This is a genomic window from Paenarthrobacter sp. 10L420 (genome assembly GCF_056395385.1).
This window is the reverse complement of the sequence record NZ_JBFTJK010000014.1, coordinates 95,497-118,708: the sequence shown is the minus strand read 5'-3', so window position 1 is coordinate 118,708 and position 23,212 is coordinate 95,497. Positions and strand designations below refer to the sequence as shown.

The window sequence follows — 23,212 nt, the reverse complement described above, 5'->3', positions numbered from 1 at the left end:
TTCACGTAGTCGGCCGGGGTCAGGACCTCGGACTCGTCGATGTAGTCCACGCCGAGGGACTGCAGGACCTGGGCTTCGACGAAGTGGCCGATGCGGGCCTTGGCCATGACCGGGATGGACACGGCAGCGATGATCTGATCGATCATGTCGGGATCGGACATGCGGGACACGCCACCCTGGGCGCGGATATCGGCCGGTACGCGCTCCAGCGCCATGACGGCGACGGCACCGGCGTCTTCGGCGATGCGGGCCTGCTCGACGTTGACGACGTCCATGATGACGCCGCCCTTGAGCATCTCCGCCATGCCCCGCTTAACGCGGCTGCTGCCCGTGACGCTGTTCGCGGACGAACCGGCTTCGTTGCTTACATCTGGTGTAGACACAAAAACCCCTATGGGTAGATAAACGACCTTTTCGCCGGTGGCTCGCGCAGCCACACGACCGCAATCAGCGCACACCGGATTTTCAGGTCAAGGTGACCAAGTACTAGTAATACTAGTCGCACGTTGCCCGGTGGCTGTACATTCATTACCGCATTCGGGGGCCAAGAAGAGGGCGACTATAGGACACCTGCACAACTGCCGTTGCCGGGCTCTGGTCACATGCCAGTTTCCTAGGCTTCGGCCATCGCTTGCTTGCGGACAGTCACCATTCTTTGCACGATAGTGACCACACTGGCGAGGGCGAGAAGGATCAGGGTGGCGAAGAGCACCACTGCCGGAAGTCCCAGCCCTGTGAGCCCAGTGATGAGAAGCACCGAAGCTAAACGCTCTGCACGCTCGGCAATGCCAACGCTGGCTTGATAGCCCAGTGATTCAGCCTTTGCCCGCGCATAGGAAACCACCATGCCCAGTACCAGGCAAACGACGGCGGCAGTACCAATAGCCGGGTCCTCACCTTTGGTGAAGAACCAGATGGTCAGCCCCGCAAAGATGGCGCCGTCCGCCAAACGGTCCAAGGTGGAATCGAGGAAGTTTCCCCAGCCGCCGCTTCGGCCTTGCAAACGGGCCATAATGCCATCCACGACGTCCGAGAACGCGAAGAACGCGACCACCACTGAACCCCACCACAGATATCCCAGCGGGTATAGAACCAGTCCGCCGAGAATGACTCCTGCTGTACCAGCCACGGTCACTGTGTCTGGAGACACGCCAATCTTGAGGAGCCAACGTGCCAAGGGTGTGAAAAGGGAAGTAAAGAAACCACGCGCATGCCTATTGAGCATTCGACTCCCCCGGCCAGGCTTCGGCCACCAGTTTGCGGACCTCGTCGAGTGTCTGCGTAATGGCCTTGGTCTGGGCGATGATCGGGAAGAAGTTTCCGTCCCCACCCCAGCGGGGTACAACGTGCTGGTGCAGGTGCGCGGCGATCCCTGCTCCACCGGTGACACCCTGGTTCATGCCCAGGTTGAAGCCGCTGGGGTTGGAGACCTTCCTCAGCACTCGCATGGCTGTCTGCGTGAGTTCGGAGAATTCCGCCGTCTCTTCCACCGTGATGTCCGTGTAGTCCGGAACATGGCGGTAGGGGCAGATCAGCAAGTGGCCTGGGTTGTAAGGGAAAAGGTTGAGCACCACATAGCAGGTCCTGCCACGGTAGACGATGAGTGATTCCTCATCGCTACGGGTGGGCCCAACACAGAACGGGCAGTCGTCCTTGTTCTTGAACTGATCCTGTCCGCCCTTGATGTAGGCCATGCGGTGGGGAGTCCACAGGCGCTGAAAAGCGTCCGGAACACCTGCCAAGCCGAAGTCATCGGTTACTTCGGCGTCGCCCGGAAGGTCAGCTGCCGCGCCTGTGTTCTCCTGCACCGTCTATTGTCCGTTCCGTCAGCTTTCGCGGTTCTTGACAGCGTCCACGATTCTGCGGACCGCCTCTGCCACGGGCACGCCGTTATCCTGGCTGCCATCACGGAAGCGGAACGAGACAGCACCTGCCTCGGCGTCCTCACCGCCCGCGATCAGGACGAATGGGACCTTGTCCTTGCTGGCCGTGCGGATCTTCTTCGGGAAACGGTCTGAAGAAATGTCCACCTCTGCGCGGATTCCCGCGGCTTTCAGCTGGCCGACGACGTCGAACATGTAGTCATTGAATGCCTCGGCCACAGGGATGCCCACTACTTGGACGGGAGATAGCCATGCGGGGAAGGCACCGGCGTAGTGCTCGGTGAGAACGCCCATGAACCGCTCCACCGAGCCGAAGAGGGCGCGGTGAATCATGACGGGACGCTGGCGCGTTCCATCCGCTGCCTGGTACTCCAGCTCGAAGCGTTCAGGCAGGTTGAAGTCCAACTGAATCGTGGACATCTGCCAGGTCCTGCCGAGGGCGTCCTTTGCCTGGACGGAGATCTTCGGCCCATAGAATGCTGCTCCACCCGGGTCCGGTACCAGATCCAGCCCGGAGGCCTCCGCAACCTCGGCGAGTGTGCGGGTGGCTTCCTCCCAGGCGGCGTCGTCACCTACGAACTTTTCCTCGTTCTTCGTGGAGAGCTCGAGGTAGAAATCATCCAGGCCGTAATCCTTGAGGAGGCCAAGGACGAAGTTCAGTGTTGTGGTGAGTTCGTCCTTCATCTGCTCGCGGGTGCAGTAGATGTGGGCGTCGTCCTGTGTCATGCCACGGACACGGGTCAGTCCGTGCACAACACCGGATTTCTCGTACCGGTACACCGAGCCGAATTCGAACAGGCGCAACGGCAGTTCGCGGTACGACCGGCCGCGTGAGCGGAAGATCAGGTTGTGCATGGGGCAGTTCATCGGCTTCAGGTAATAGTCCTGCGCAGGCTTTCGCACGGTGCCGTCTTCATTGAGCTCAGCATCCACCTGCATCGGCGGGAACATGCCGTCCTTGTACCAGTCAAGGTGGCCGGAGACCTCGTAAAGGTGTCCCTTGGTGATGTGCGGGGTGTATACAAACTCATAGCCGGCGTCCACGTGGCGCTGACGGGAGTAGTCCTCCATGGCCTTGCGGATGATGCCGCCCTTGGGGTGGAACACAGGAAGGCCCGATCCAAGTTCGTCCGGGAACGAGAACAGATCCAGCTCCACACCCAGCTTCCGGTGGTCGCGGCGTTCTGCCTCAGCGATGCGTTCCTGGTAAGCCTTGAGGGCTTCCTTTGTGGGCCATGCGGTGCCGTAGATTCGCTGAAGCTGCTGGTTGTTCTGGTTGCCCAGCCAGTATGCGGAGGATGAGCGCGTCAGCGCGAACGCGTTTGAGATGATCTTGGTGTTGGGCAGGTGCGGTCCCCGGCAGAGGTCGCACCAGACGCTTTCGCCGCTCTTGCGGTCCACATTGTCGTAAATAGTGATGTCGCCGGCACCGACTTCAACATTCACGCCTTCTCCGGCGTCGGCGGCGTCGTTCTTCTTGCCCAACAGCTCCAGCTTGTAGGGTTCGCCGGCCATGGCTTCGCGGGCTTCTTCTTCGGTGACCACGCGGCGAACGAACTTCTGGTTCTGGTTGATGATCTTCTGCATCATCTTTTCCAGCTGGCGCAGGTCTTCCGGGGTGAACGGCTCAGCGACGTCGAAGTCGAAGTAGAAGCCGTCAGTAATGTAAGGGCCGATGCCAAGCTTGGCATCAGGCCGCAGCTGCTGCACGGCCTGGGCCATCACGTGCGCGGTGGAGTGACGGAGAACGTTGAGTCCGTCAGGAGACTCGATGGTGACACCTTCGACGTCGGCACCCTCGGTGAGGACCTGGTCAAGGTCCTTCAGCACACCATTGACACGGGCAACAACGACGTCGCGGCGCTCGAAAAAGAGTTCCGCGCCGGTAGTCCCTTCCGTCACCTTGGTCTCTTCGCCATCGACGATGAGGGTGATCTGTTGGGCATCTGACACGGGTGTCTCCTATTCATAGTGAAGGCTTCATAGCTTGTGGCGTACGGGGACCACAGCCAGCCACCGTCAATCGTATCTGTTTCGACGAAGGCGGCCAAAGCAGCGCGCCGACGCCTGATTTACCTGCCTGTTCAGCTCCCCAACCCGGTAATGGCCAGGTTCCTGGAGATACCCTCAAGGGGTCCTGAATGAGTGAATTCAGGCGGAAGCCCGACGCCGGGTGGCAGGACTTCGGCAAACGGCAAAGTTTCGGGGCGGCTAAGGTCCCAGGCTTTGCTGGCACTGAGGCTGATTCCCTTGGGACCTGTTCTCCGCGTCGTTCCGCGGATCAGCAGAAGCCGGGTACCGAACAGGAGCGGACCCGATTCTTCCTGCGCTTCGTGGAAGAAGACGGTGTCCACGCAGCCTGTACCGTCGTCGATGCTGATGAACACCACGCGGCGTCCACCACGCATGGGGGGTGTCTGCGTTGCGATCCGGACACCGGCAACCAGTACCTCGGTCCCGTTGCGAAGGCCCAGGAGCTTATCGGCCGTGGTGACGCCAAGCTTGTCCAGCAATGGCCTATGGCTTTGCATAAGATGCTCACTCACATCCACTGCCATGAGATCAAGCTCTGCCCGCACGTTCTCCACCATGCTGGGCTCAGGTAGTCCAGCAGCAAGGTTCCGCAACTCCACATCACCAAGGGGTAAGGATAATTGCCCTTCAATGACATCGTTGGCCTTTTTGGAGGGACTGGCCTGGAGGGCCTGCAAGTGCTGCACCAGATCGGCACGGTTTGCAGTTCCGCCGGCATCCCGGTGCAGGGCATCGAAGGCTCCGAGTTGGGCGAGCCTCTTGATATTCGGTTTGCTCACCCTGGCCCTTGCCCGGAGGTCCGCGAGGGAATCATAGGGTTGACCAGCTACGATCCGCTTCAGTTCAGCTCCCGACAGTCCATATATTCCGTTCAGGCTCAAGCGAATGCCGAGCTTGCCGGAATCCTTGCCTTCCTGGATTCTTTCCACTCTGTATTCAGCCTGGCTGCGATTAATATCCAAGGGCAGGATGGGAATACCCAAGCGGCGGGCCTCAGCAACCAGCAGCCGTTTGGGGTACATCCCTGGATCGTGTTCCCACAGCCCTGCAAGGAAGGCTTCAGGGTGGCGTGCCTTCAGCCACGCCGATTGATAGGTGGGAACAGCAAAGGCAGCTCCATGGGCTTTGCAGAAACCAAAGCTGCCGAAGGCTTTGAGGGTTCCCCACACTTTGTCCACGACGTCCGGGGAGTATCTCTTGATCGCTTCCCGACGGAAATACCTCTCTACTTCAGGTTCGTGGAGCTCGTCACCCAGGGCCCTTCGAAACTCGTCCGCCCGGTCCAAACCACACCCCGTCATGACATGGAAGGTCTTCAAGATCTGCTCATGGAAAACCGTGACGCCATGGGTTTCCTGCAAAACGGGTTTCAGGTCCGGGTGCGGGTAGACCTCGGGTGCGAAACCATGCCGGTGTTCAAGGAAGGGGCGGACCATGTCCGACTTCATGGGTCCAGGCCGGAACAAGGAAATATCGATAATGAGGTCATTGAATTCGCGCGGCGCCATCTTCCCAATAAGCTCACGCTGGCCAGGGGATTCAATCTGGAAGCAGCCCAAGGTGTGGGTACTGCGGATCAACTCATAGGTGGGCTCGTCGTCGAAAGGCACCGCATTGAGATCAATCCTGCCGTCCTGGGCAATGTAGTCCGGGCCAGCGCCTCCCACCTCCACCGGGTGGTGACCAGCAACAACTACCTCAGCTTTGGACGGATGAAGGCGGATAACCTCCCGCACCGCAAACGCCATGGCACTTTGCATCCGCACACCCAGGACATCCAGTTTGAGCATGCCCATGGGATCCATGTCGTGTTTATCGAACTGGCTCATCGGCAGCCCCAAACCGCTGGGCTGTACCGGGGTTCTGTCCAGGAGCGTGGCATCGCCCAGGATCACACCGCACGGGTGCATGGAAATGTGCCGGGGAAGGCGGTCCAACCTTTCAGTGAGATCCACCAGCAGGTCCAACTGCTGGTTTTCCTCAATGCCCCCTGGCCCTTCACGGCCAGCCTCCACCCTTCCGGCAAATTCTCGGAGTTCAGGCTTTTCAACCAATGCCTCCCTGAATTTACGCGCAGAAAACCGCCACAACTGCTTGGCAATTTCACCGATTTCACCATCGTCCATGCCAAGGGCCATGCCGGCATCGCGGACAGCACCACGGGCCCGGTACCCGTTCTGCATGCTCATCAGGGTCACCCGTTCGGCTCCGAAGCGCTCGAAGATCTTCCGGTAGACGTTATGCCGTTCGGCGCTTTCGACGTCGATGTCAATATCGGGAAGGGTGGATCGGCGACCCGAGAGGAACCGTTCAAAAATGAGGTTATGCCGGATAGGATCCACTTGGCTGATGTCGATCAGATAGTTGACCAAGCTGGAGGCGCCGGAACCTCTGGCAGCTACCCGGACGCCCATCTCGATGATCATTCTGGATACTTCCGCAACAGTGAGGAAGTAGGAGGCAAAGCCGAGTTTGTCGATGATCCCCAACTCATGCTGCAACCGCGAGCGCATCTGTATTTCCGCATCGCCGTTGATGCCGGGGAAGCGGCGGGTGATTCCTGCCTCGCATCGTTGGGTGAGTTCCACCATGGGGTCACGGTCGATGCCGATGATGGAAGCTTCGGGAACAACGGGCTTTTTCCATCCCATGTCCAGGACTGGATCGATGCGGCATTTGTCGGCGAGCGCTTCTGTGTTGGAGAGCAGCTTGTTCAGCCCTGCCGCTCCTTGCCCTGCGGCGCCCATGATTTCCTTGCCGAGTTGGTGCATTTGTTGGGCGTTTTTCAACCAGCCTTGCCCTGTTGGTTGCAGCTGCCCGGTTGGTTGGAGCAGGCCGGTTGTTTGCAGCTGTGGGGCCGATGAGAGTTCGGGGAGGGATTTTAGTGTGCGTGCTGAGTCCAGGACGTCTGCGGTGGGGGCGCCGTCCTGGGCGCAGTAGCGGACGGCGTTGCTGAGGATGGCGGGGATGTTGTATTCGAGGGCGAGTTTGAGCATGCGTACAGCGTGGGATGTGCTGAGGGGTTCTCCTGGGGCGCTGAGGTGGGATACGGTTTCGGCGACGATTGTTCCGGGCGGCATGGCGTCGATCCATTGTTTGAAAAGTGTGCGGGGGCGAAGATATTTCCGCCCTCCCATGGCGCGGCCCACATCGGAGTCCGGTCCTATGAGGACGGTTAGCACGGGCTTGAGGGTTTTTGGGTCCAGTGTGCGTGATGCGAGTTCTGCCCGTGTCACAGCGACGGGCACTACTCCCCCGGCCTTGCCGGAGGTGCGGGCATGGGCGTCTGAGACGAGTCGGCAGAGGGCTCGGTAGCCGGCGCCGTTGTTGTTGCCGTGGGCGAGTACGATGACGCGGCCCGCTACTTGGGTGCGGTGGTCGCCGTCGTCGTCGAAGATGGCGAGGTCCACGCCGATGATGGGGTCGATACCGGCGTCCATGCATGCTTTGAGGTGTTTGATGGTGCCGTACAAGCCGTCCCGGTCAGTACAGGCGAGCGCTGTTGCCCCGTCTGCTGCGGCTGACTGGGCAAGTTCATCTGGCCAGGAGACACCGTAGTGGGCGCTGAAGGCTGTGGAGACGTGCAGGTGTGTGAAGCTCAAGGTTCAGGCGGCTTCGTCTGGTTCGACTGCTTGGGCCGGTGCGGCGTCGTGGATCCGTAGGAGCCGCCACCGGCCGCTGGCGAGGTGGCGGACGAGGTCAAGGGTGATGGTTTTGCCGGTTTGCCCTTCGTCCTGCGGGCGCTGGAGTTGGACCCGCCAGATCTCGTGATCCACCAAGCCTGCGCCGCTTCCCAGTGGGGCCCGGCTTTCTTCTACCCACCATTGGCGTCGTTCGTACCATCTGAGGGGTTCGTTAGTAACGACGTAGTGGGTTCCTTTCCACTGGATTTCCTGCGGCTGGCCTGTATCCGTGCAGATGACGTCCACGGACTCACTGAAAAGCCCCATATCCACACTCCTTGCCTGGTGAAAATTCGTTCGAATGTATGTTCGAATATCTCCAGTTTACGTCGCCCCTCCGACAAAACCTACTGGGAAGTTTTGCTCCTTCCGGGCGCTTTGGACTTTCGTTTGGCAGCAAGGTCCAGCAGCTTGTCGCGCAGGGGTTGCGCACCTTCTGCGAGCGCCACGCGCATCATCAGGGATGAGCCGATGCGGTATTGCTGGGTCCGAAGAACGCGTTGACGGTTGTAGGCATCAAGGGCCTTGTCCAGGGGCAGGGTGTTGACCAGCTTGCCCAAGGTGACGGCGTCTAGCAGCGACTCACAAGCGCCTCGTCCCAGGTTGGGTGCCATGGCGTGGGCCGCGTCGCCGATGAGGACCACATTGCCCCGGGAATAACGCCACAGCGGCGGGGTGGTCCAAATGCGTTGTGCCAATGATGTTTGGGGCGTCGCTGCCTGCAGGACATGCTGGATACCCTGCGAGTGCCCGGCGTAGCGGCGGCGCGCAACTGCCAGGGCTTCGCCGACGTCAATTCCCTCGGGCCCCATCCGGGAGCGGAAGGACGCATACCAGTTGGTTCCGCCGCTTGAAGGGCCTATGCCAAAGAGGTCCCCGCGCCCCCAGTACTCACCTATGGTTTCGCTGCCTGGCTCTTGGGCAATGACGCCTCGAACGGCGAGGTAGGGTGTCAGCTTGGCCGAACGCGCCTGGCCCCATACGGAGCGCCTCACCATGCTGTGCACCCCATCCGCCGCCACTATCAGGTGGGCGTCACTTGGAACCGCGTCCAGCTTTTCGATGCGTCGTTGGACTGTTGGGGGTACGGCTGAGTCGAGGAGGCGCAGGAGCGTGTGGCGGGCGACGCCCACAAGGTTCTGCCCTTCCACACTCAGCCACGGCGCCCCTGCGGCACTCCGGAGCGCGCCGCCCCTGATGATGGGGCTGTTTTCCCGGACGGCGCCAAGTATCCCCAATGAGGCCAAGGCCTCCTGGGCTTCGGGCCACATGGCCAGGGTTGTTCCTACCGCCGGGAGGCCGGCCCGCTGTTCATACACGGTGACGTGGAACTGACTGGGATCAAGAGTTCCTGCCAGGGCGAGGCCTGCTATGCCACCACCGACGATATCCACTTTTTTCATGGTGCCAATGTACTACTACATTTGTAGTAATTACGAGGTTAAAGACTAGACTTTCTCCATGCCGGACAGACGAACCGATCTTGCCGACGCCGCCCTCGCTGTGGTCGCCGCCAAAGGTCTTAAGGGACTGACCCATCGGGCCGTTGACGCCGAAGCGGGCGTGGCCGTCGGAACTACTTCCAATTACTTCCGCAACCGTGCCGCTTTGGTAGCTGCCGCCGTCGACCGCGTTGAAGAACGGGATTCGCTCCTGCTGCAGCAGCAGGGTGGGTCCGAATTCCCGACGTCGGTAGCCGCCTTGGCGGAACAACTCGCGGGAGCGCTGCTCGGCCTGGCAAGAGACCATGCCGCACTGACGCGGGCACGGTTCGCCTTTGCCCTTGACCAACCCGAGGTGGTGGCCGCCGGGCACCAGAGGATGCTTTCAGCTCTTGAACAGATGCTCGATTCACTGGGAATTCCTGACCCAAGGGCCCGCGCAGAAGCCGTATCGGACTACGGCGACGGGTTGGCCCTGCACCTCCTGACGGCACGCAGCGGCCAGGCGATGGACCAAACCACAGTCGCGGCCAGTGTGCGGCGACTCTTGGAGGGATGAAGCAAAGGGGTGGACGCGGGCGGGTCCACAGAGCAGGATTGTGGCATGAGTACCAATGACGCACTCCTGAAGCAGGTCAGTATCTCCGCCGCCGATGACAACCTCGTTGCGAGATTCGAAATCGAAGGCAACATACCGGGCTCCGGCGCTTATGTCGTGGGCCTTGTTGCTGCCAGCGAGGACTATTCCTCCCAACGCAGGCTGGGCATTGAGTTCATGAATGGAGAAGCGATCTCGTTCTACTCCTTCAACCACTCACTCAGTGCCGAGGAAAACTACGACATCAAGGGCGTGGAACACTCCGGGAACGTGATCACCGGAAACTTCCCGATGTCCGCCATCCATGGACTCAGCAAAGGCCACGTCATGACGGCCTTCAGCGAAGCGGACGGCCGCGAGTTCCAGGCCGGCGTACCGGTCACGGAAGCGCTCTAGCTAGAAAAGGCCCTCCACCGGTTCAATGAGTTCCGGTGAGTTGTTGCGGACATTTCCGACCGCTGCCCCCACAGCGTCGAGCGTCCAGTCAGCAGCGGCATCGTGCGCCCTTGAGCGGACCATGTCCACCAAACCGGCCGCATCGTCCTGGCGTGGATCCAGCCAGGCCTCCATCGTTTCCCTGCTCATGGGCAAGGGAACCCGGTCATGCAGAACAGTCAGCTCGTCAAAGACGGAGGCACTGCGCCGCGTCCGGGCCGATTCGGACGTCGGGGTGTCGGCCGTGATGATCGACATGGACAGCAGCCACCGGTCGGGGTCGTCGTTGGACATCGTCTGGTCCCGCCACCACTCATACAGGCCAGCGAAGACCAACCCCTCACCATTCGCCGGATGCACGTAGTACGGCTGCTTGGACTTTCCCTCACCCTTCTTCCACTCGTAATACCCATCAGCGGGAACAGCGCAGCGCCTGGCCGCAGCAGCCTTTCGGAACGACGGCTTCTCCAGGAGAGTCTCACTGCGCGCATTGATCAGGCGCGCGCCACCTTTGGGATCTTTCGCCCATGAGGGCACCAACCCCCAACGCGCAACATGCAACTGCCGCTTCAATCCATCGTCCACGAGCCTTTCCAGCACAATCGGAACAGCATCCGTTGGAGCCACATTCCACGATTTTTCCAGGGCGATCTCGTTTTCAAGTTCGGCATCAAAGTCAGCCAGCAGATCCCCCACGGCACGGGCCATTACATATCGTCCACACATGGGAACAGTCTGCCGTGTCGCTCAAGGACGCACCAGCCCGGAATGTGACGTAACCCCGATTCCCGGCCTCACGGGAATTATTGGGCTGCGGGTTACGGTTGATACCAACGAATCACCCGTGGAAACGACCAATACTGAGGAGAGCTCTGTGGACTTCACTCCCGACTCCGGCACCATCACCATGTTCTCGACCACCTGGTGCGGCTACTGCAACCGCCTGAAGAAGCAGCTCGACGCCAAGGGCATCGCCTACACCGAGATCAACATCGAAGAAGTAGATGGCACGGCCGAGCTCGTCGAGCAGCTCAACGGAGGCAACCGCACCGTCCCCACCGTTCTGTTCCCGGACGGAACCGCGGCAACCAACCCTTCTGCTTCCGAGGTAGAAAACCGCCTCGCAGCCTAAGCGCCAGGGTCGCCTAAGGCTTACTTTCCCTGTCCGGCTGCCGCCTCGAAAATCGGGGCGGTAGCCGGTTCCAGACGAATAATCACAGACTTCGACGCCGGCGTATTGCTGCCTTCCGCTGTTGAGTCCAGCGGCACCAACACATTCGCTTCCGGATAGTAGGCAGTCGCGCAGCCCTTGGCACTGGGGTACGCCACCAAACGCAACTGGCGCAGCACACGGTCAACGCCGTCGTCGGCTTCGCTGTGCACATCCACGTAGGCGCCATCCTGGAAACCCAACCCCGCCAGATCCTCAGGGTTCACCAGCAAGACCATGCGGCCCTTCTTGATGCCACGGTAACGATCGTTCATGGAGTATGTGGTCGTATTGAACTGGTCATGGGACCGCACAGTCTGAAGGAGCAGTCTGCCCGGCGGCACTTCAATGGTTTCCAGGTCATTGACAGAAAACATGGCTTTTCCCGTTGCTGTGGGGAACGTCCGCGAATCCCTGGGGCCATGCGGAAGCACGAAACCGTCGCGCTCGCGGATGCGGGCATTGAAATCATCAAATCCAGGCACCACATGGGAAATGTGGTCACGGATGGTGTCGTAGTTGCGCCTCAGGCCCGCCCAATCCACCGGAACCTTGTGGTCAAGAACCGCCTCGGCCAGCCGGCTGACGATCGCCACTTCGGAGAGAACGTCCGGAGCGATAGCTTCCAGCGTCCCGGCAGAGCGGTGCACTGCACACACAGTGTCCTCTACCGTGACAAACTGCTCAATCCCATCCTGCTTGTCGATTTCCGTGCGGCCAAGGGTCGGAAGGATCAGGGCCCGCTCGCCAACCACCACGTGGGAGCGGTTCAGCTTGGTGGAAATCTGAACAGAGAGCCGGGTCTTTCGCACAGCCTGCTCAGCAACAGTGGTGTCCGAGATCGCGTGGACCAGATTCCCGCCCAGCGCGACGAGGACCTTGATCCTGCCGTCCCGCATTCCACGGATGCTGTCCACGGAATCGACACCATCCTTCCGTGGCGGGTCAAAGCCAAACTCATCCCGCACGGCGTCAAGGAACCGCGATGGCATCTTCTCCCAAATACCCATGGTCCGGTCACCCTGGACATTGCTGTGTCCACGGATCGGCGAAGGTCCAGCCCCCGGTTTGCCAATGTTGCCGCGGAGCAGCAGGAGATTAATGATCTCCTTGATGGTCGGTACCGCCTTCTTATGCTGGGTCAGTCCCATGGCCCAGGTGATGATGACTCTGTCCGCGTGGATGTACCTGTCAGCAACTTCATCGATTTCTGCGCTGGTCAGGCCGGTTGCGGCAAGAACGTCCCGCTCCTGCAAAGTTGCGAGGTGGGCAGCGAATCCAACAAACCCCTGGCAATGCTCATCGATGAACGTGCGGTCCAGCACCGAACCCGGCGCCGCTGATTCGGCATCCAGGACGCGCTTGGAAACAGCCTGCAGCAGCGCCATGTCTCCGGCGAGCCTGATCTGGAGGAACTGGTCAGCCAAGTCAGTTCCCTTACCAACGATCCCGCGAACGCGTTGCGGGTTCCGGAAGTTGATCAGGCCAGCCTCAGGCAACGGATTAACAGCGACAATGGACGCACCGGCGAGCTTGGCCTCCTCCAGCGCCGTCAGCATCCGTGGATGGCAGGTTCCCGGATTCTGCCCCATGATGATGATCAAGTCCGACTTTGCGAAATCCGTATACGTGATGGCCGACTTACCCACCCCGATGGTCTCGCCCATGGCCACACCCGTGGACTCATGGCACATGTTGGAACAATCCGGAAGGTTGTTGGTCCCGAAAGCCCTGACGAAAAGCTGGTACAGGAATGCTGCTTCATTGCTGGTGCGTCCACTGGTGTAAAACGTGGCCTGATTTGGATCATCAAGGGCGTTCAACTCGTTTGCAATGAGGTCCAAGGCCCGCTCCCAGCTGATGGGTGCGTAATGCTCCGCCCCTGCCGCCTTATACACCGGCTCCACCAGCCGGCCCTGTTGGCCCAGCCAATACTCGGATCGGGATTCCAGGGAACTCAGCGGATTCGCGGCCCAAAACTCCGTGGGGATCCTCAGCGGCTCTGCTTCCCAGCCGATGGCCTTGGCTCCGTTTTCACAGAATTCTGCAGCCTTGCGTTCCGGTGGATCGGGCCAAGCACAGCTCATGCAGTCGAAACCGTCTTTTTGGTTGACCGCCGTGAGGGTCTTCCAGGCGCGGGAAGGGCCCATATGGGCCATCGCATGGGGCAGGGTTTCGCTGAGGCTGGACAAACCAGCGGCCGACCTCTTGGGCTCGCTGACGCTCAAGTCGACGTCGGTATCCTGAACTGGGTGCTTCTTCCGGCCCATCATTCCACCAGGTTTCGTGTGGTTAGGTTCCTGATTCCCTCAGCGTAAACCCGGCCCCCAGCGTGCTCAACTTAGGCCAGCAGACTCCGGAAGTCGCCGTCGACCATGTCTGCATAGCCGCGGTACGCGTCAACCACCGCGTCCTCCACTGTTTTGACGTCCAGGTGCGGAAGCAGGTCATTTGCTGCGCCGGCGGTAGCTGGATCCCAGTCCAGGCCCAGCGCAGCGTAGCTTGCCGTCAGGACGTCACGGATGGGGCCGGAGTTCTCCACCACAATCACAGAGCTGAACAACCAGCCTCCGGACACCACCCGTTGGGCTGTGCCAATGAGCTTGATGCGATGGGCGGGAAACTCCGCGTCCTCCCCGTGCACGCTGAACTCCCCGGGGCAGTACTCCCCCGGGATCTCCCCGACGGCGGCATGGACACCGACGCTGCGAAGCGCACCTGCCAGCAACTCACCGAACTCCGCGAAGCGGGCTTTTGCACGGACGATCGCGTCGGGGTGCGGCTCAATATGATCAATCACCAAGGTGCCCTGGTGATACGCCGCCGCACGTCCGCCGGCCTTCCGCACGAGAGGTTCGAAGCCGAGCTCCCGGCAGGCATCCTCAGCTGCGCTGAAGCCGGGCAGGTTCGCATCGCGCTGGCCAAAAGCAACGGTGGGCTGCGGGCGGTACAAGCGCAGGGAGGGACCCAACTGCCCGCTGCGGGCTCGTTTCAGCAACTCCAACGCAAAATCAAGATCCTCAGCAGCGCCGAGGGTTTCCTCTTGGCGGTAGACGGTGAGCTTGGAGCGCTGAGTGCGACCGCCGTCGGGGTCATTCCGTGCTTCGCTCATCAGCTTTTCCTCAGCGTCAGGATTTGTTCGGCCCTGCCGAAAGGTCCGTTGATGTCATGAAGCACGCTGGACGTCAGGCCGATGCCATCGGCTCCGAAGGAGACTTTGTTATCAACCCCGAGCCACTCGCCCGAAGGCGCACGGTACATGTGGATCTGCAGATCCACGTTGGGGAAGATGTAGCTGTTCTCGCCCGGCGTGATCCGTGCAGCGATGCCGTTGGCTGTATCGACCAATCCCATGAGCCGGGCAAGATCGCTGCTGTCTTCCTTGTCCGTCAAGGGATGCATGGTCCGGATCCACACCCTGCCCGAACCTGGCCGATGGCCTTCGCCGATACGCATTTCCAGGGAACGGATGTAACCCCCAGGCCAGACGCTGGCACCATCCCACAACTTGCATTCGTCCGGGGCGGGCATGGCCTCGTCTTCGAACGCCGCCACCGCGCTGGTATCGCTGGTGATCATGCGCCACGCCGCGGCACGAATCGCCACCCGACCCCCGGCGGAAAGCTCAGCCTGGATAAGTTCAATGGTTCGTCCGGGCCTCAACGTTGAGGTGGTCACTTGAAACTCGCCGCCGGGGATCAGCCCCAGGATCTCGTAGCTGATACGCGCCATACGGACGTCGTCACGGGGCTCATGCCTCAGGAGGGCGTCAGCCATGATGCCCGAGGCAGGGGCCATGTGTTGTTCGTGCGGATTCCAGGCACCTTGGGCATGAATCGTGGAGCGGTAGCGGCCCTCACCCAACGATTCGTAGTAGAAGTTACCCTCCGCCAGTTCCGGTAATGAAGTAGTCAACCCGAGCCTTTCGCAGATCCAGCAGTAGAACTCAGACCACTGTATCCGCTGATTTGGCAGCCGCCCGACGGCGTCGGGCAACGATCACCCACACGATCACGGCGACCACAGCCGTCACTAACAGCCCGGCACCAACCGGCGACGCCGCAGCTACCGCAAGCCACGCTTCAAGTGCGGCGAGTCCGATAGTTGCGTACAGCAACGCCCAGATGATGGAGCCCAGGACGGCAGCGGGGAGATAGCGGCGCAACGGCATCCGCGCTGCACCGGCGGCCAGGTTAACGGCAGTCTGCAGGCCGATGGTCAGGAAGGACAGCACGACGGCGTGCGGTCCCCAACGCTGAATGAGGGCTTGGGCCTGGGCTGCTTTGGGCCGTTGGAGCGACGCCCCGAAGCGCGTGTGGGCGAAGCCGGCAACCACTCCACGACCCAGCCAGTACGTGACATTGACGCGGATCATGACAATCGCAAACAGCGCCGCAAGCGCGACGCCAAAGGGCAAGCTCATGATCTGGTCCACGTGACTTAGGCTACCCTAAGCGCTGCGGTGTCGTGGACGGGGTCAGCACAAGCGCACCTAGGATGAATCCATGGATCTTCGCGATGCCGCCCAACAGTTGTACGCCGTCCTGCCGCGTGAATTTACTACGGAGCGGACAGCTTTGGCGCGACAAGCCAAGGAGGCAGGTGAGAAGAACCTCGCGAAGGAGATCGGCAGCTTGCCAAAGCCCGCCGCCGGTGCCTGGGCCATCAACATGCTGGCCGTTCACCTGCCCGAGGTGATTGACGGCGTCGTGCGTTTTGGCGCTTCCCTCCGTGCAGCACAAGAGGAGGGAGACGCTGAAGCCTTCCGTGAACTTGGCCAGCAGCGCCAAGGCCAACTGACCTCGGCCGTGCACGCAGCAAAGGACTTGGCGAGCGGGCTGGGAGCGCCATTGAGCGCGGCCGGGGCTGCCGACGTCGAGCAGACGCTGCGGGCAGCAATGGCCGACGCCGGCGCCGCAGCCGCGGTGACCACGGGCCGGCTGGTCCGGGCACTAAGCGGAAGCGGATTCGAGTCCGTGGACCTGACGGATGCCGTGGCTGCAACAACTCCGGAAGAGATGTCCGCTGCAGGAGAACCGCCAAAAGTGAAGCTGCCTGCCGAACCCAGGCCGGCGCGCCAGAGCAAGAAGAAACAAGAGCCGCAGCCGAAAGAGAAAGCACCTGCGGAAACCCCAACATCCCTGGCCGAACGCCGGGCCCAAAAGCGCCAGGCCGCGTTGGAGGAAGCCCGCGAGGAATTTGAGGCAGCCGATCAGGAAGCCAGGGAGGCTGAAGACGCCGCATCCACAGCGTGGAATGTTGTCAAGGAAGTCGCGGGCAGGCGCTCGGATGTCGAGGCCGAGATCACCGAGGTCAAGAAGCGTTTGGCGTCCCTCGAAGCTGAACTGATCGGTATCACGCGGGACGCGGAAGCTGCTGAGTCGCAGAAGAAGCTGGCAGTCCGCGCCGCCACCCAGGCACGACGCACCGCGGACCAGGCCCGACGGCGCGTCGAACGGCTGGCGTAGTCAGTCCTTCTTTTTAACAGGCGACTTTTGAAGGTTATGGGTTGCAGGACCTTCCAGATACTTGCCGTCGGGTGCGTACCTGGAGCCGTGCAAAGGGCAATCCCAGGATTTCTCGGCGTCGTTCCAGCTCAGCAAGCCTCCCAAGTGGGCGCAGCTCGCCGACACCATACAGACGTTGCCATCAACGGTAGATACAGCTGCTGGCTCGCCCTTGTAAAGCCCGACGACGCCGCTCCCCTCCGGCGGTCGCGTCTGGTCCGTGATCTCGGGGTTCCTCCTGACCTTGGCCTTGTCATCGACCATGCGTTTGGCGACGCTGGCATTGAGGCGAACAGATTCCAATGCGCCCTGGGGCGACGTAACGCGGTGGTGTATGACCTTGGCCCAATCAGACTGGCCGCCCAGAATGTCCGCAGTAATGGACAGCGCGGCAGCGACTCCGTTGCTCATGCCCCACTTGTTGTAGCCAGTGCCGAAGAAGATCCGGCCGTGGCCCCGGGGCATTTTGCCGAAGAAGGGAACGAGGTTGGTTGGCCGGTAGTCCTGGGCAGACCACGTATGGGTGACCTCCGCGCCCGGATAATGCTGGTTGGCCCAGGCGAGAAGGTCATCCAGGTGGGCCTTGGGTGAGGCCGCCCGGCCTCCCGTATGTCCATAGCCGCCTACCAGCAGCAACTCACCCTCCGGCGTCGGGTGAGTGCGTTGGGAACGTGTGGGTGGATCAATGCTCAGGTACATTCCGCTCGGTGGCGGGGTTTCGCCTGGAAGCCGAAGTGCTGCCGCATAAGAGCGGTTGGGTTCGAGCTTGGCGAAATAGAGTCCGCGGTCCAGGATCGGCGTGCCCGTGGCAATGACGACTGTGTCCGCGGTGAAGGCGCCTTTTCGGGTGGATACTTCCACCGGAAGGTCAGAACCCACATTCTGCACCTGGACACCTTCGACGATTATTCCGCCGTGCTCCCGGATATCCCTTGCAAGCGTTTCCAGGACTTCCATGGGGTGGATCTGCGCTTGGTCATCAAGTTCCAGTGCCTCAACCACGGGGAACGGCAGGCCTGGGTCACGGCTGAAATGTACGTCCACGCCGGCATCCCGTGAAACTGCGGCCTCCTTGCGAAGCCGCTGGCCGCCGTCGTCGGTGGTTGCGAAGGTGACTGCCGTCCGGCGCTGAAACGCGACGCCCTGCTCTTCCATGTACCGCATCAGCCATGCCTGTCCAGTGCGATTCGCCTCCACGTAGGCTTGCACCACTTTCAGGGAGTACTGGCCACGCAGGGCCGAGAGTGCCCCTCCCTGCAGGAGGCTTAGTTTGCCAGTGGTGTTACCGGTAGTTGCAGCGCCAAGGGTGCGCGCTTCCAAAACTGCCACACGCTGTCCCGATCTTGACAACAGCAGGGCCGTCACCATTCCTGTGAGCCCTGCGCCTGCCACTATTGTGTCGAAGTGCTTATCATCGGGGATTGCATCGGACGTGAAGCTGGATTCCCTGTCCAACCACAGCGATTTCATCGAACAACCTGCCTCTCAATTCACGGAATTGGTGCCTGGCATGCGTTGATGAAACGGTAAGCCGGTGGCTGCGGCTAATCAAGGGGTCGAGCTGTCCGTGGCGAGCTGCGCGGCCCGGCGGAGCCATGGATCCGTGTCCTGGGACCATCGCTCCACAACACGTGCGGCGCGCTCCTTCGCCTGTCCTTCGAGACTGGCGAGCAGGGGTTTGACTACGTCCGCTGCCAAAGGATCGGCCAGTTCCTCCGTGCCGGCCTGCCTGATGAAGCCCTCAATGCGGGTCAGGTCTGTGTTGACCAGGATCCCTACCTTGGTTTGCAGCAGCACAACAGCAGCGAGCCTGCGCTCAAAGACCGGTTCATCCCATAGTTCCGAACTCAGCGCCGTGATGTCGTCATGGCCCAGATTCTTGTGGCGCTTCAGGGCGTCCCGCACCGTTCCTCTCACCGCACCAACCGATGCCCCGTAGACCTTCATTCCACCCAGGCGTTCGCGGGCTTCCATGGCCTTCTCCCAGGACGATTCACGCTGCAGCGTGAAGTCCACAAATTCACCCGCTTCACTCACCAGTCCATTCTGTCAGTGCCTCCCTTTAGCGTGAGGGCAATAGCAATCGACAGGAGAGATTATGCCTTCGCAAGAGCTCGTCACTGCAGCGGCAGAAACAACAGCGTCGTTCCCGGGCGTCCCGGCCGAGACGTCGATGCCCGACTGGTATCCCGCACTGCTCAACACTGTCGCGAAGGAAGTCCGGACAGGCCGCACGCGCGCTCTGGCGGCAGCCAACAGCGAGCTGCTCACTTCCTACTGGAGCATCGGTCGGCAACTTGCCGAGCGCGAATCGCAGGAGGGCTGGGGCGCCAAAGTGGTCACCCGATTGTCCGCCGACATCCGAACGCGCTTCCCTGACGCAAAGGGCTTCTCCCCCAGGAACCTGCGGTACATGAAGAGCTTTGCCCAGGCATGGCCCGAGTTTCCAATGTTGCAAGCGCCGCTTGCAACATTGCCCTGGTACCACCAGATCGCACTCTTGGAAAAGCTCGACGACGCCGCCACGCGCCTCTGGTACGCAGCGGCAGCTGCACAACATGGATGGTCGCGCAACGTGCTGACGCACCAGATCGAGACCCGCCTGCACGAGCGTTCCGGGCAGGCCATCACCAATTTCAAAACCACCATGGTTCCTGCCGATTCAGACCTCGCTCAGCAGGCCACCAAAGATCCGTATGTCTTTGATTTCCTGGCAATGACGGACCGCAGGAGCGAGCGGGAACTGGAGCTCCAACTGGTGCAGCACGTGGAGAAATTTCTGTTGGAACTTGGTCAAGGCTTCGCATTCGTTGGTGAACAGGTGCGATTGGAGATCGCCGGCGACGAATTCTTCGCGGACTTGCTCTTCTACCATTTGAAATTGCGCTGCTACATGGTCATTGAGCTGAAGGCCGTGAAGTTCGAACCCGGGTTCCTGGGCCAGTTGGGCATGTACATGGCCGCCGTCGACGACCTCATGGCCCATCCCGATGACAAACCGACTATCGGCCTGCTGCTATGTAAGGAGAAGAACAGCGTGGTTGCCGAGTACGCCCTGCGTGGATTCAACGCTCCAGTGGGCATCGCCGAGTGGCGGACCTCCATTGCCGAATCCTTGCCCGACGAATTTGTTGCCAGCCTGCCCAGTATCGAGACGTTGGAGGCTGAGCTGGCCAGCCAAGCCCCTAGCCTGCCGGACTGAGCTCAGACGTTGTCCTTGAACCAGGCCAAGGTGTCGTTCCAGGCCGCCGTGGCCTGGGCCTCGTCGTAACGGTCGCTTGTGTCGTTATGGAATGCATGGTCCACGCCCGGATACACCTTGAGCTGGTGCTTTACCTGCGTCGCATCCAACGCGTCCTTCAACTGCGGCATGGAGCCGGTGATGCGCGCGTCTTTTTCAGCATAGACACCGAAAACCGCGGGCTTGATGGTGGGGACCTTCGCAAGGTCCGGGGCGGGACCGTAGAACGCAGACGTTGCCTTCAACCCCGGGATCTCAGTCGCTGCCTGCCAGGTGATGCCTCCACCAAAACAGAAGCCGACCATGGCAATGCGGCCCTTGTCCACGAACTCCTGGCCGTTCAGATACTCGAATGCTGCCTGGAAGTCGCCAACGTGCCGCTGGGCGCCGGCCTTGGTAAGTGCACCCGGGACGGCGTCCGGATCCATCGCAGCGGTGCCGCCCTCCCTGCTGAGGAGGTCCAGCGCTAGAGCCGCGTACCCTTCCTTGGCAAAGCGCCGGGCGACGTCCTGGATGTGTGGCGTGAGGCCGCGGTTTTCATGACAGACCAGGACGGCCGGACCCTTTTGGCTTCCCTCGGGCCGGGCCAGGTACGCACTGATTTCAGTCCCTCCGGAATCGAACTTCACCGTGGCTGTTGTCAGGCCCGCTGTCCCTTCCGGCACTGTCAGCGGACTCTTGCCATTTGGGACGGCTGCCGTGTTTCCCGTCGATGCTGACGCCGTGGGCGTTGGCATTGGGTCACCGGTCTTTGGCACCTCGTCCGGTGTACAGCCCACCAAGGTCATAGCCGCCGCAGCCGCGGTCATGCTTCCCATGATGAACGCCACGCGCCGGGTGAAAGTCCCATGGGACATGTCGCCCGAGCGGTAGTCGTCGTAGAACTCTTCGATCAAGTACTTTTCAAACTTCTCAAGCTGAACCATGGCGTCCTCCCGAAGTTGGGCAGTATCCTCCTCCGATGGCAAGACGCGGGCAAGGGTGGAAGGGTTCACACGGCGGGCTGCTCGGTATTGGCCATCTTCGATGATCTATTGTTCGGTGCGTTTCCACCTTTGCCGTAGAACCTCTCTACCCGTGCGTCCAACCGACACAAAGACCCTATGAGTTCCCCCTTCAGTGTTACCGTGGTGGGCTGTCCGTCATGAGGTGAGGGCCGACCTGCACTCCGCCTTCCGACCGCCTGTTGGAACGGGCGCTGGCAAAGGGTCGCCGCGACCAGGCGGTCAGCTCTGATAACAATATGAAAATGGGGAAAGAATGACATCCGAAACAACCGACGGCACCGCATCGCAAGCATTGCCGCCAACGCCGGAGCAGGCACCACAATTCAACGAAGTGCGCCGAAAGCCTAAACTAAAAGCCCTCGTGGCCGCCGTTGGAGGCCCGAACTTCGCACGTATCCTGCTCGGGGTTGTGACCGCCCTGCTTCTGCTGCTCGCGTGGTTTGGTAACAACCCGAACCTGATCGATTCCGGCAGTCCATCAGAGTGGCGGTCCCAGCTGAGTTCAGCCGCCATCAAGAATGAAGTGAATAACGGGGAAACAAAGGGAGCGCCGCAGCAGTCTGTCGTCAATGGCTGGTATGCGAACGACCTTGCTGAAGTCCAAGCATCCCAGAACAGCTATCTCGCCAGAAGCTCTGACCGGAACGGCGCCCTGACTGCTGCTATTGGCCTCGGAATTGCGGGAGAACTTATCATCCGTGGCATCGAGCGCTCGAATCGGAGGCGCAAGACAGTCGGATAACAGATGAGGCTCGTCCGCGCTCGGTGTTGTGGATCGAGCGCGGATGAGTATCAGCAAGTTGTGTGCAGTCGCCGCTTGGATCTGCTGTCTTGGTTCCCGGCGGTAAAAATGTCGGTGGCTACTGACATAGTAAAAACATGAGCCGGAGTCAGCAGATACAAGCCACGCAAGCGGTCGCTTCGCTGCCTGAACGTGCTCATGCAGGCAACGTCAGCGGTGACCTGATAGATCAGCTGCGTGTTCTTGAGGACATGAAGTCTGCGATCTCAAGTTTGCAAGCGAAAATAGCCGTGGCCTTTGACCTTGCCCAGCGCCAAGAGCGCGCAGAGTCCGGAGTTCCAGCGGCTGAACGAAGCCAAGGTGTGGCAGCGCAGATCGCGCTCGCCCGGCGTGAATCACCAAACAAGGGTTCCCGGCTTCTGGGACTGGCGAAGGCGCTGGTGTCGGAGATGCCGCGCACTATGGCCGCTCTGGAGTCGGGAAAGCTCAACGAATGGCGCGCCACACTCCTCGTGAAGGAAACAGCGTGCCTCAGTGCTGAAGATCGCTGTGCAGTGGACGAGGAACTCGCCCCGGATGCGGGCACATTCGATGGTGCCGGCGACAAGACCATCATCGCCGCCGCAAAAGCAGCGGCCTATCGTCGTGATCCTCGTTCCGTGACGCAACGGGCTGCCCACGCGGCATCGGAACGGCATGTCAGCCTCCGTCCGGCTCCAGACACAATGACGATCCTCACAGCGCTACTCCCGGTCGCCCAAGGCGTCGCTGTATACGCCGCGCTCACCCGCCATGCAGACTCAGCACGCTCCGATGGGGACAGCCGGCCCCGGGGACAGGTAATGGCGGACACGCTCGTCGAACGCATCACCGGTTCGCCCGCAGGTTTCTCTGGGATCGACCTTCAACTCGTTATGACCGACCGCACCTTGCTACAAGGCGACAGCGAACCCGCAAGACTTACTGGCTACGGGATCGTGCCCGCAGAATGTGCCAGGGAGCTCCTAACCAGCGGTGAGAGCAAGACAGACCAAGACTTCAGCATTTGGCTGCGACGACTGTTCACGGCACCAAGCACGGGCGAGCTCCTTGCCACCGACTCCAGGGCACGTTTCTTCCCCACGGGCATGAGACGGGTCATCGAAACCCGCGACCACACCTGCCGCACGCCATACTGCGACGCCCCCATCCGCCATTACGACCACATCCTGCCGTGGGCCAAAGGCGGTAAAACCACACTGAATAACGCTGCCGGGCTTTGCGAACGATGCAACCACACCAAGGAAAACCCCGGATGGAGCGTCAGACCAGAACCCGCAGAGAGACACACGCTGAAGGTGACCACGCCCACCGGGCACAACTACCACTCAACGGGTCCGCCACTGCCAGGCTATGAACGAACCCGGGTTCATTAAGGAAGTTTCGAGTCA

21 protein-coding genes and 1 pseudogene are annotated in these 23,212 nt (G+C 60.9%); 7 read left to right on the top strand and 15 right to left on the bottom strand.

All coding sequences use genetic code 11. The annotated features are described in order from the left end of the window. The 7 genes and pseudogenes from AC1DD5_RS18575 to AC1DD5_RS18545 form a co-directional block, all read right to left on the bottom strand. Positions 1 to 305 (bottom strand): annotated as a pseudogene (locus tag AC1DD5_RS18575) (pyridoxal 5'-phosphate synthase lyase subunit PdxS); the annotation flags it as partial. A 308-nt stretch (positions 306 to 613) separates the two neighbouring features. After that, positions 614 to 1,225: a phosphatidylinositol phosphate synthase gene (pgsA, locus tag AC1DD5_RS18570; RefSeq protein ID WP_477522384.1), complete on the bottom strand. Its 612-nt coding sequence runs from the start codon at positions 1,223 to 1,225 to the stop codon at positions 614 to 616. After that, positions 1,215 to 1,808: an HIT family protein gene (locus tag AC1DD5_RS18565; protein WP_224090593.1), complete on the bottom strand. Its 594-nt coding sequence runs from the start codon at positions 1,806 to 1,808 to the stop codon at positions 1,215 to 1,217. Before AC1DD5_RS18565 ends, pgsA begins: the two co-directional genes overlap by 11 nt. Before the next feature lie 18 nt (positions 1,809 to 1,826). Further along, a complete protein-coding gene (gene thrS, locus AC1DD5_RS18560) occupies positions 1,827 to 3,836 on the bottom strand; it encodes a threonine--tRNA ligase (protein WP_442018946.1) in 2,010 nt (669 codons plus the stop codon). Between the two features lie 131 nt (positions 3,837 to 3,967). Beyond that, on the bottom strand, positions 3,968 to 7,519 hold the full coding sequence (locus AC1DD5_RS18555) for a DNA polymerase III subunit alpha (RefSeq protein ID WP_477522383.1): 3,552 nt from the start codon (positions 7,517 to 7,519) through the stop codon (positions 3,968 to 3,970). 3 nt (positions 7,520 to 7,522) lie between these two features. After that, the gene (locus tag AC1DD5_RS18550) at positions 7,523 to 7,867 is read right to left on the bottom strand and encodes a DUF6504 family protein (protein WP_477522382.1); all 345 of its coding nucleotides are present in this window, start codon (positions 7,865 to 7,867) and stop codon (positions 7,523 to 7,525) included. 80 nt (positions 7,868 to 7,947) lie between these two features. Further along, positions 7,948 to 9,003, bottom strand: coding sequence for an FAD-dependent monooxygenase (locus tag AC1DD5_RS18545; RefSeq protein WP_477522381.1), 1,056 nt, complete (start codon positions 9,001 to 9,003; stop codon positions 7,948 to 7,950). Between the two features lie 58 nt (positions 9,004 to 9,061). Between AC1DD5_RS18545 and AC1DD5_RS18540 the strand changes: the two genes are divergently transcribed. Together AC1DD5_RS18540 and AC1DD5_RS18535 are read left to right on the top strand one after the other, a co-directional pair. Beyond that, the gene (locus tag AC1DD5_RS18540) at positions 9,062 to 9,601 is read left to right on the top strand and encodes a TetR/AcrR family transcriptional regulator (protein WP_477522380.1); all 540 of its coding nucleotides are present in this window, start codon (positions 9,062 to 9,064) and stop codon (positions 9,599 to 9,601) included. 45 nt (positions 9,602 to 9,646) lie between these two features. Then, a complete protein-coding gene (locus tag AC1DD5_RS18535; protein WP_216925525.1) occupies positions 9,647 to 10,036 on the top strand; it encodes a hypothetical protein in 390 nt (129 codons plus the stop codon). On the opposite strand, the gene AC1DD5_RS18530 is transcribed toward AC1DD5_RS18535, so the two are convergent. Beyond that, complete coding sequence (locus AC1DD5_RS18530) at positions 10,037 to 10,783, bottom strand: SOS response-associated peptidase (RefSeq protein ID WP_477522390.1); 747 nt, start codon at positions 10,781 to 10,783, stop codon at positions 10,037 to 10,039. A 166-nt stretch (positions 10,784 to 10,949) separates the two neighbouring features. Here AC1DD5_RS18530 and AC1DD5_RS18525 point away from each other — a divergent pair, with 166 nt between their 5' ends. Next, on the top strand, positions 10,950 to 11,207 hold the full coding sequence (locus AC1DD5_RS18525) for a mycoredoxin (protein WP_477522389.1): 258 nt from the start codon (positions 10,950 to 10,952) through the stop codon (positions 11,205 to 11,207). Between the two features lie 20 nt (positions 11,208 to 11,227). On the opposite strand, the gene AC1DD5_RS18520 is transcribed toward AC1DD5_RS18525, so the two are convergent. From AC1DD5_RS18520 to AC1DD5_RS18505, 4 genes are all read right to left on the bottom strand, one after another. Next, positions 11,228 to 13,555: an FdhF/YdeP family oxidoreductase gene (locus tag AC1DD5_RS18520; protein WP_477522388.1), complete on the bottom strand. Its 2,328-nt coding sequence runs from the start codon at positions 13,553 to 13,555 to the stop codon at positions 11,228 to 11,230. A gap of 71 nt (positions 13,556 to 13,626) precedes the next feature. Then, a complete protein-coding gene (locus AC1DD5_RS18515; protein ID WP_477522379.1) occupies positions 13,627 to 14,397 on the bottom strand; it encodes a lipoate--protein ligase family protein in 771 nt (256 codons plus the stop codon). Beyond that, positions 14,397 to 15,200: a thioesterase family protein gene (locus tag AC1DD5_RS18510; protein ID WP_477522378.1), complete on the bottom strand. Its 804-nt coding sequence runs from the start codon at positions 15,198 to 15,200 to the stop codon at positions 14,397 to 14,399. Before AC1DD5_RS18510 ends, AC1DD5_RS18515 begins: the two co-directional genes overlap by 1 nt. 31 nt (positions 15,201 to 15,231) lie before the next feature. Next, the gene (locus AC1DD5_RS18505) at positions 15,232 to 15,720 is read right to left on the bottom strand and encodes a DedA family protein (RefSeq protein ID WP_477522377.1); all 489 of its coding nucleotides are present in this window, start codon (positions 15,718 to 15,720) and stop codon (positions 15,232 to 15,234) included. A gap of 70 nt (positions 15,721 to 15,790) precedes the next feature. On the opposite strand from AC1DD5_RS18505, the gene AC1DD5_RS18500 reads away from it, so the two are divergent. Next, positions 15,791 to 16,753 carry a hypothetical protein gene (locus tag AC1DD5_RS18500; protein WP_477522376.1) on the top strand — a complete coding sequence of 321 codons (963 nt, stop codon included), beginning with the start codon at positions 15,791 to 15,793 and terminating at the stop codon, positions 16,751 to 16,753. Here AC1DD5_RS18500 and AC1DD5_RS18495 read toward each other — a convergent pair whose 3' ends face one another. Both AC1DD5_RS18495 and AC1DD5_RS18490 read right to left on the bottom strand, forming a co-directional pair. Continuing rightward, positions 16,754 to 18,262 carry an FAD-dependent oxidoreductase gene (locus AC1DD5_RS18495; RefSeq protein WP_477522375.1) on the bottom strand — a complete coding sequence of 503 codons (1,509 nt, stop codon included), beginning with the start codon at positions 18,260 to 18,262 and terminating at the stop codon, positions 16,754 to 16,756. It abuts the gene before it with no gap. A 78-nt stretch (positions 18,263 to 18,340) separates the two neighbouring features. Next, on the bottom strand, positions 18,341 to 18,829 hold the full coding sequence (locus tag AC1DD5_RS18490) for a DNA alkylation repair protein (protein WP_477522374.1): 489 nt from the start codon (positions 18,827 to 18,829) through the stop codon (positions 18,341 to 18,343). 61 nt (positions 18,830 to 18,890) lie between these two features. Between AC1DD5_RS18490 and AC1DD5_RS18485 the strand changes: the two genes are divergently transcribed. Then, positions 18,891 to 19,994, top strand: coding sequence for a PDDEXK nuclease domain-containing protein (locus tag AC1DD5_RS18485; RefSeq protein WP_477522373.1), 1,104 nt, complete (start codon positions 18,891 to 18,893; stop codon positions 19,992 to 19,994). A gap of 2 nt (positions 19,995 to 19,996) precedes the next feature. Here the strand turns inward: AC1DD5_RS18485 and AC1DD5_RS18480 are convergent, their stop codons facing one another. After that, positions 19,997 to 21,028: a dienelactone hydrolase family protein gene (locus AC1DD5_RS18480; protein ID WP_477522372.1), complete on the bottom strand. Its 1,032-nt coding sequence runs from the start codon at positions 21,026 to 21,028 to the stop codon at positions 19,997 to 19,999. Positions 21,029 to 21,293: 265 nt separating this feature from the next. Between AC1DD5_RS18480 and AC1DD5_RS18475 the strand changes: the two genes are divergently transcribed. Together AC1DD5_RS18475 and AC1DD5_RS18470 are read left to right on the top strand one after the other, a co-directional pair. Next, positions 21,294 to 21,782 (top strand): hypothetical protein, encoded by a 489-nt coding sequence (locus tag AC1DD5_RS18475; RefSeq protein WP_477522371.1) that lies wholly within the window; start codon positions 21,294 to 21,296, stop codon positions 21,780 to 21,782. A gap of 137 nt (positions 21,783 to 21,919) precedes the next feature. Beyond that, positions 21,920 to 23,197 carry an HNH endonuclease gene (locus AC1DD5_RS18470; RefSeq protein ID WP_477522370.1) on the top strand — a complete coding sequence of 426 codons (1,278 nt, stop codon included), beginning with the start codon at positions 21,920 to 21,922 and terminating at the stop codon, positions 23,195 to 23,197. Positions 23,198 to 23,212 lie beyond the last annotated feature (15 nt).

What these genes read in the sequence shown, in the direction of transcription:
- AC1DD5_RS18500 (WP_477522376.1), top strand. Translation starts at nt 15,791, where the DNA reads ATGGATCTTCGCGATGCCGCCCAACAGTTGTACGCCGTCCTGCCGCGT.
- AC1DD5_RS18515 (WP_477522379.1), bottom strand. Translation starts at nt 14,397, where the DNA reads ATGAGCGAAGCACGGAATGACCCCGACGGCGGTCGCACTCAGCGCTCC.
- pgsA (WP_477522384.1), bottom strand. Translation starts at nt 1,225, where the DNA reads ATGCTCAATAGGCATGCGCGTGGTTTCTTTACTTCCCTTTTCACACCC.
- AC1DD5_RS18545 (WP_477522381.1), bottom strand. Translation starts at nt 9,003, where the DNA reads ATGAAAAAAGTGGATATCGTCGGTGGTGGCATAGCAGGCCTCGCCCTG.
- AC1DD5_RS18495 (WP_477522375.1), bottom strand. Translation starts at nt 18,262, where the DNA reads ATGAAATCGCTGTGGTTGGACAGGGAATCCAGCTTCACGTCCGATGCA.
- AC1DD5_RS18520 (WP_477522388.1), bottom strand. Translation starts at nt 13,555, where the DNA reads ATGGGCCGGAAGAAGCACCCAGTTCAGGATACCGACGTCGACTTGAGC.
- AC1DD5_RS18530 (WP_477522390.1), bottom strand. Translation starts at nt 10,783, where the DNA reads ATGGCCCGTGCCGTGGGGGATCTGCTGGCTGACTTTGATGCCGAACTT.
- AC1DD5_RS18485 (WP_477522373.1), top strand. Translation starts at nt 18,891, where the DNA reads ATGCCTTCGCAAGAGCTCGTCACTGCAGCGGCAGAAACAACAGCGTCG.
- AC1DD5_RS18540 (WP_477522380.1), top strand. Translation starts at nt 9,062, where the DNA reads ATGCCGGACAGACGAACCGATCTTGCCGACGCCGCCCTCGCTGTGGTC.
- AC1DD5_RS18550 (WP_477522382.1), bottom strand. Translation starts at nt 7,867, where the DNA reads ATGGGGCTTTTCAGTGAGTCCGTGGACGTCATCTGCACGGATACAGGC.
- AC1DD5_RS18475 (WP_477522371.1), top strand. Translation starts at nt 21,294, where the DNA reads ATGACATCCGAAACAACCGACGGCACCGCATCGCAAGCATTGCCGCCA.
- AC1DD5_RS18470 (WP_477522370.1), top strand. Translation starts at nt 21,920, where the DNA reads ATGAGCCGGAGTCAGCAGATACAAGCCACGCAAGCGGTCGCTTCGCTG.
- AC1DD5_RS18535 (WP_216925525.1), top strand. Translation starts at nt 9,647, where the DNA reads ATGAGTACCAATGACGCACTCCTGAAGCAGGTCAGTATCTCCGCCGCC.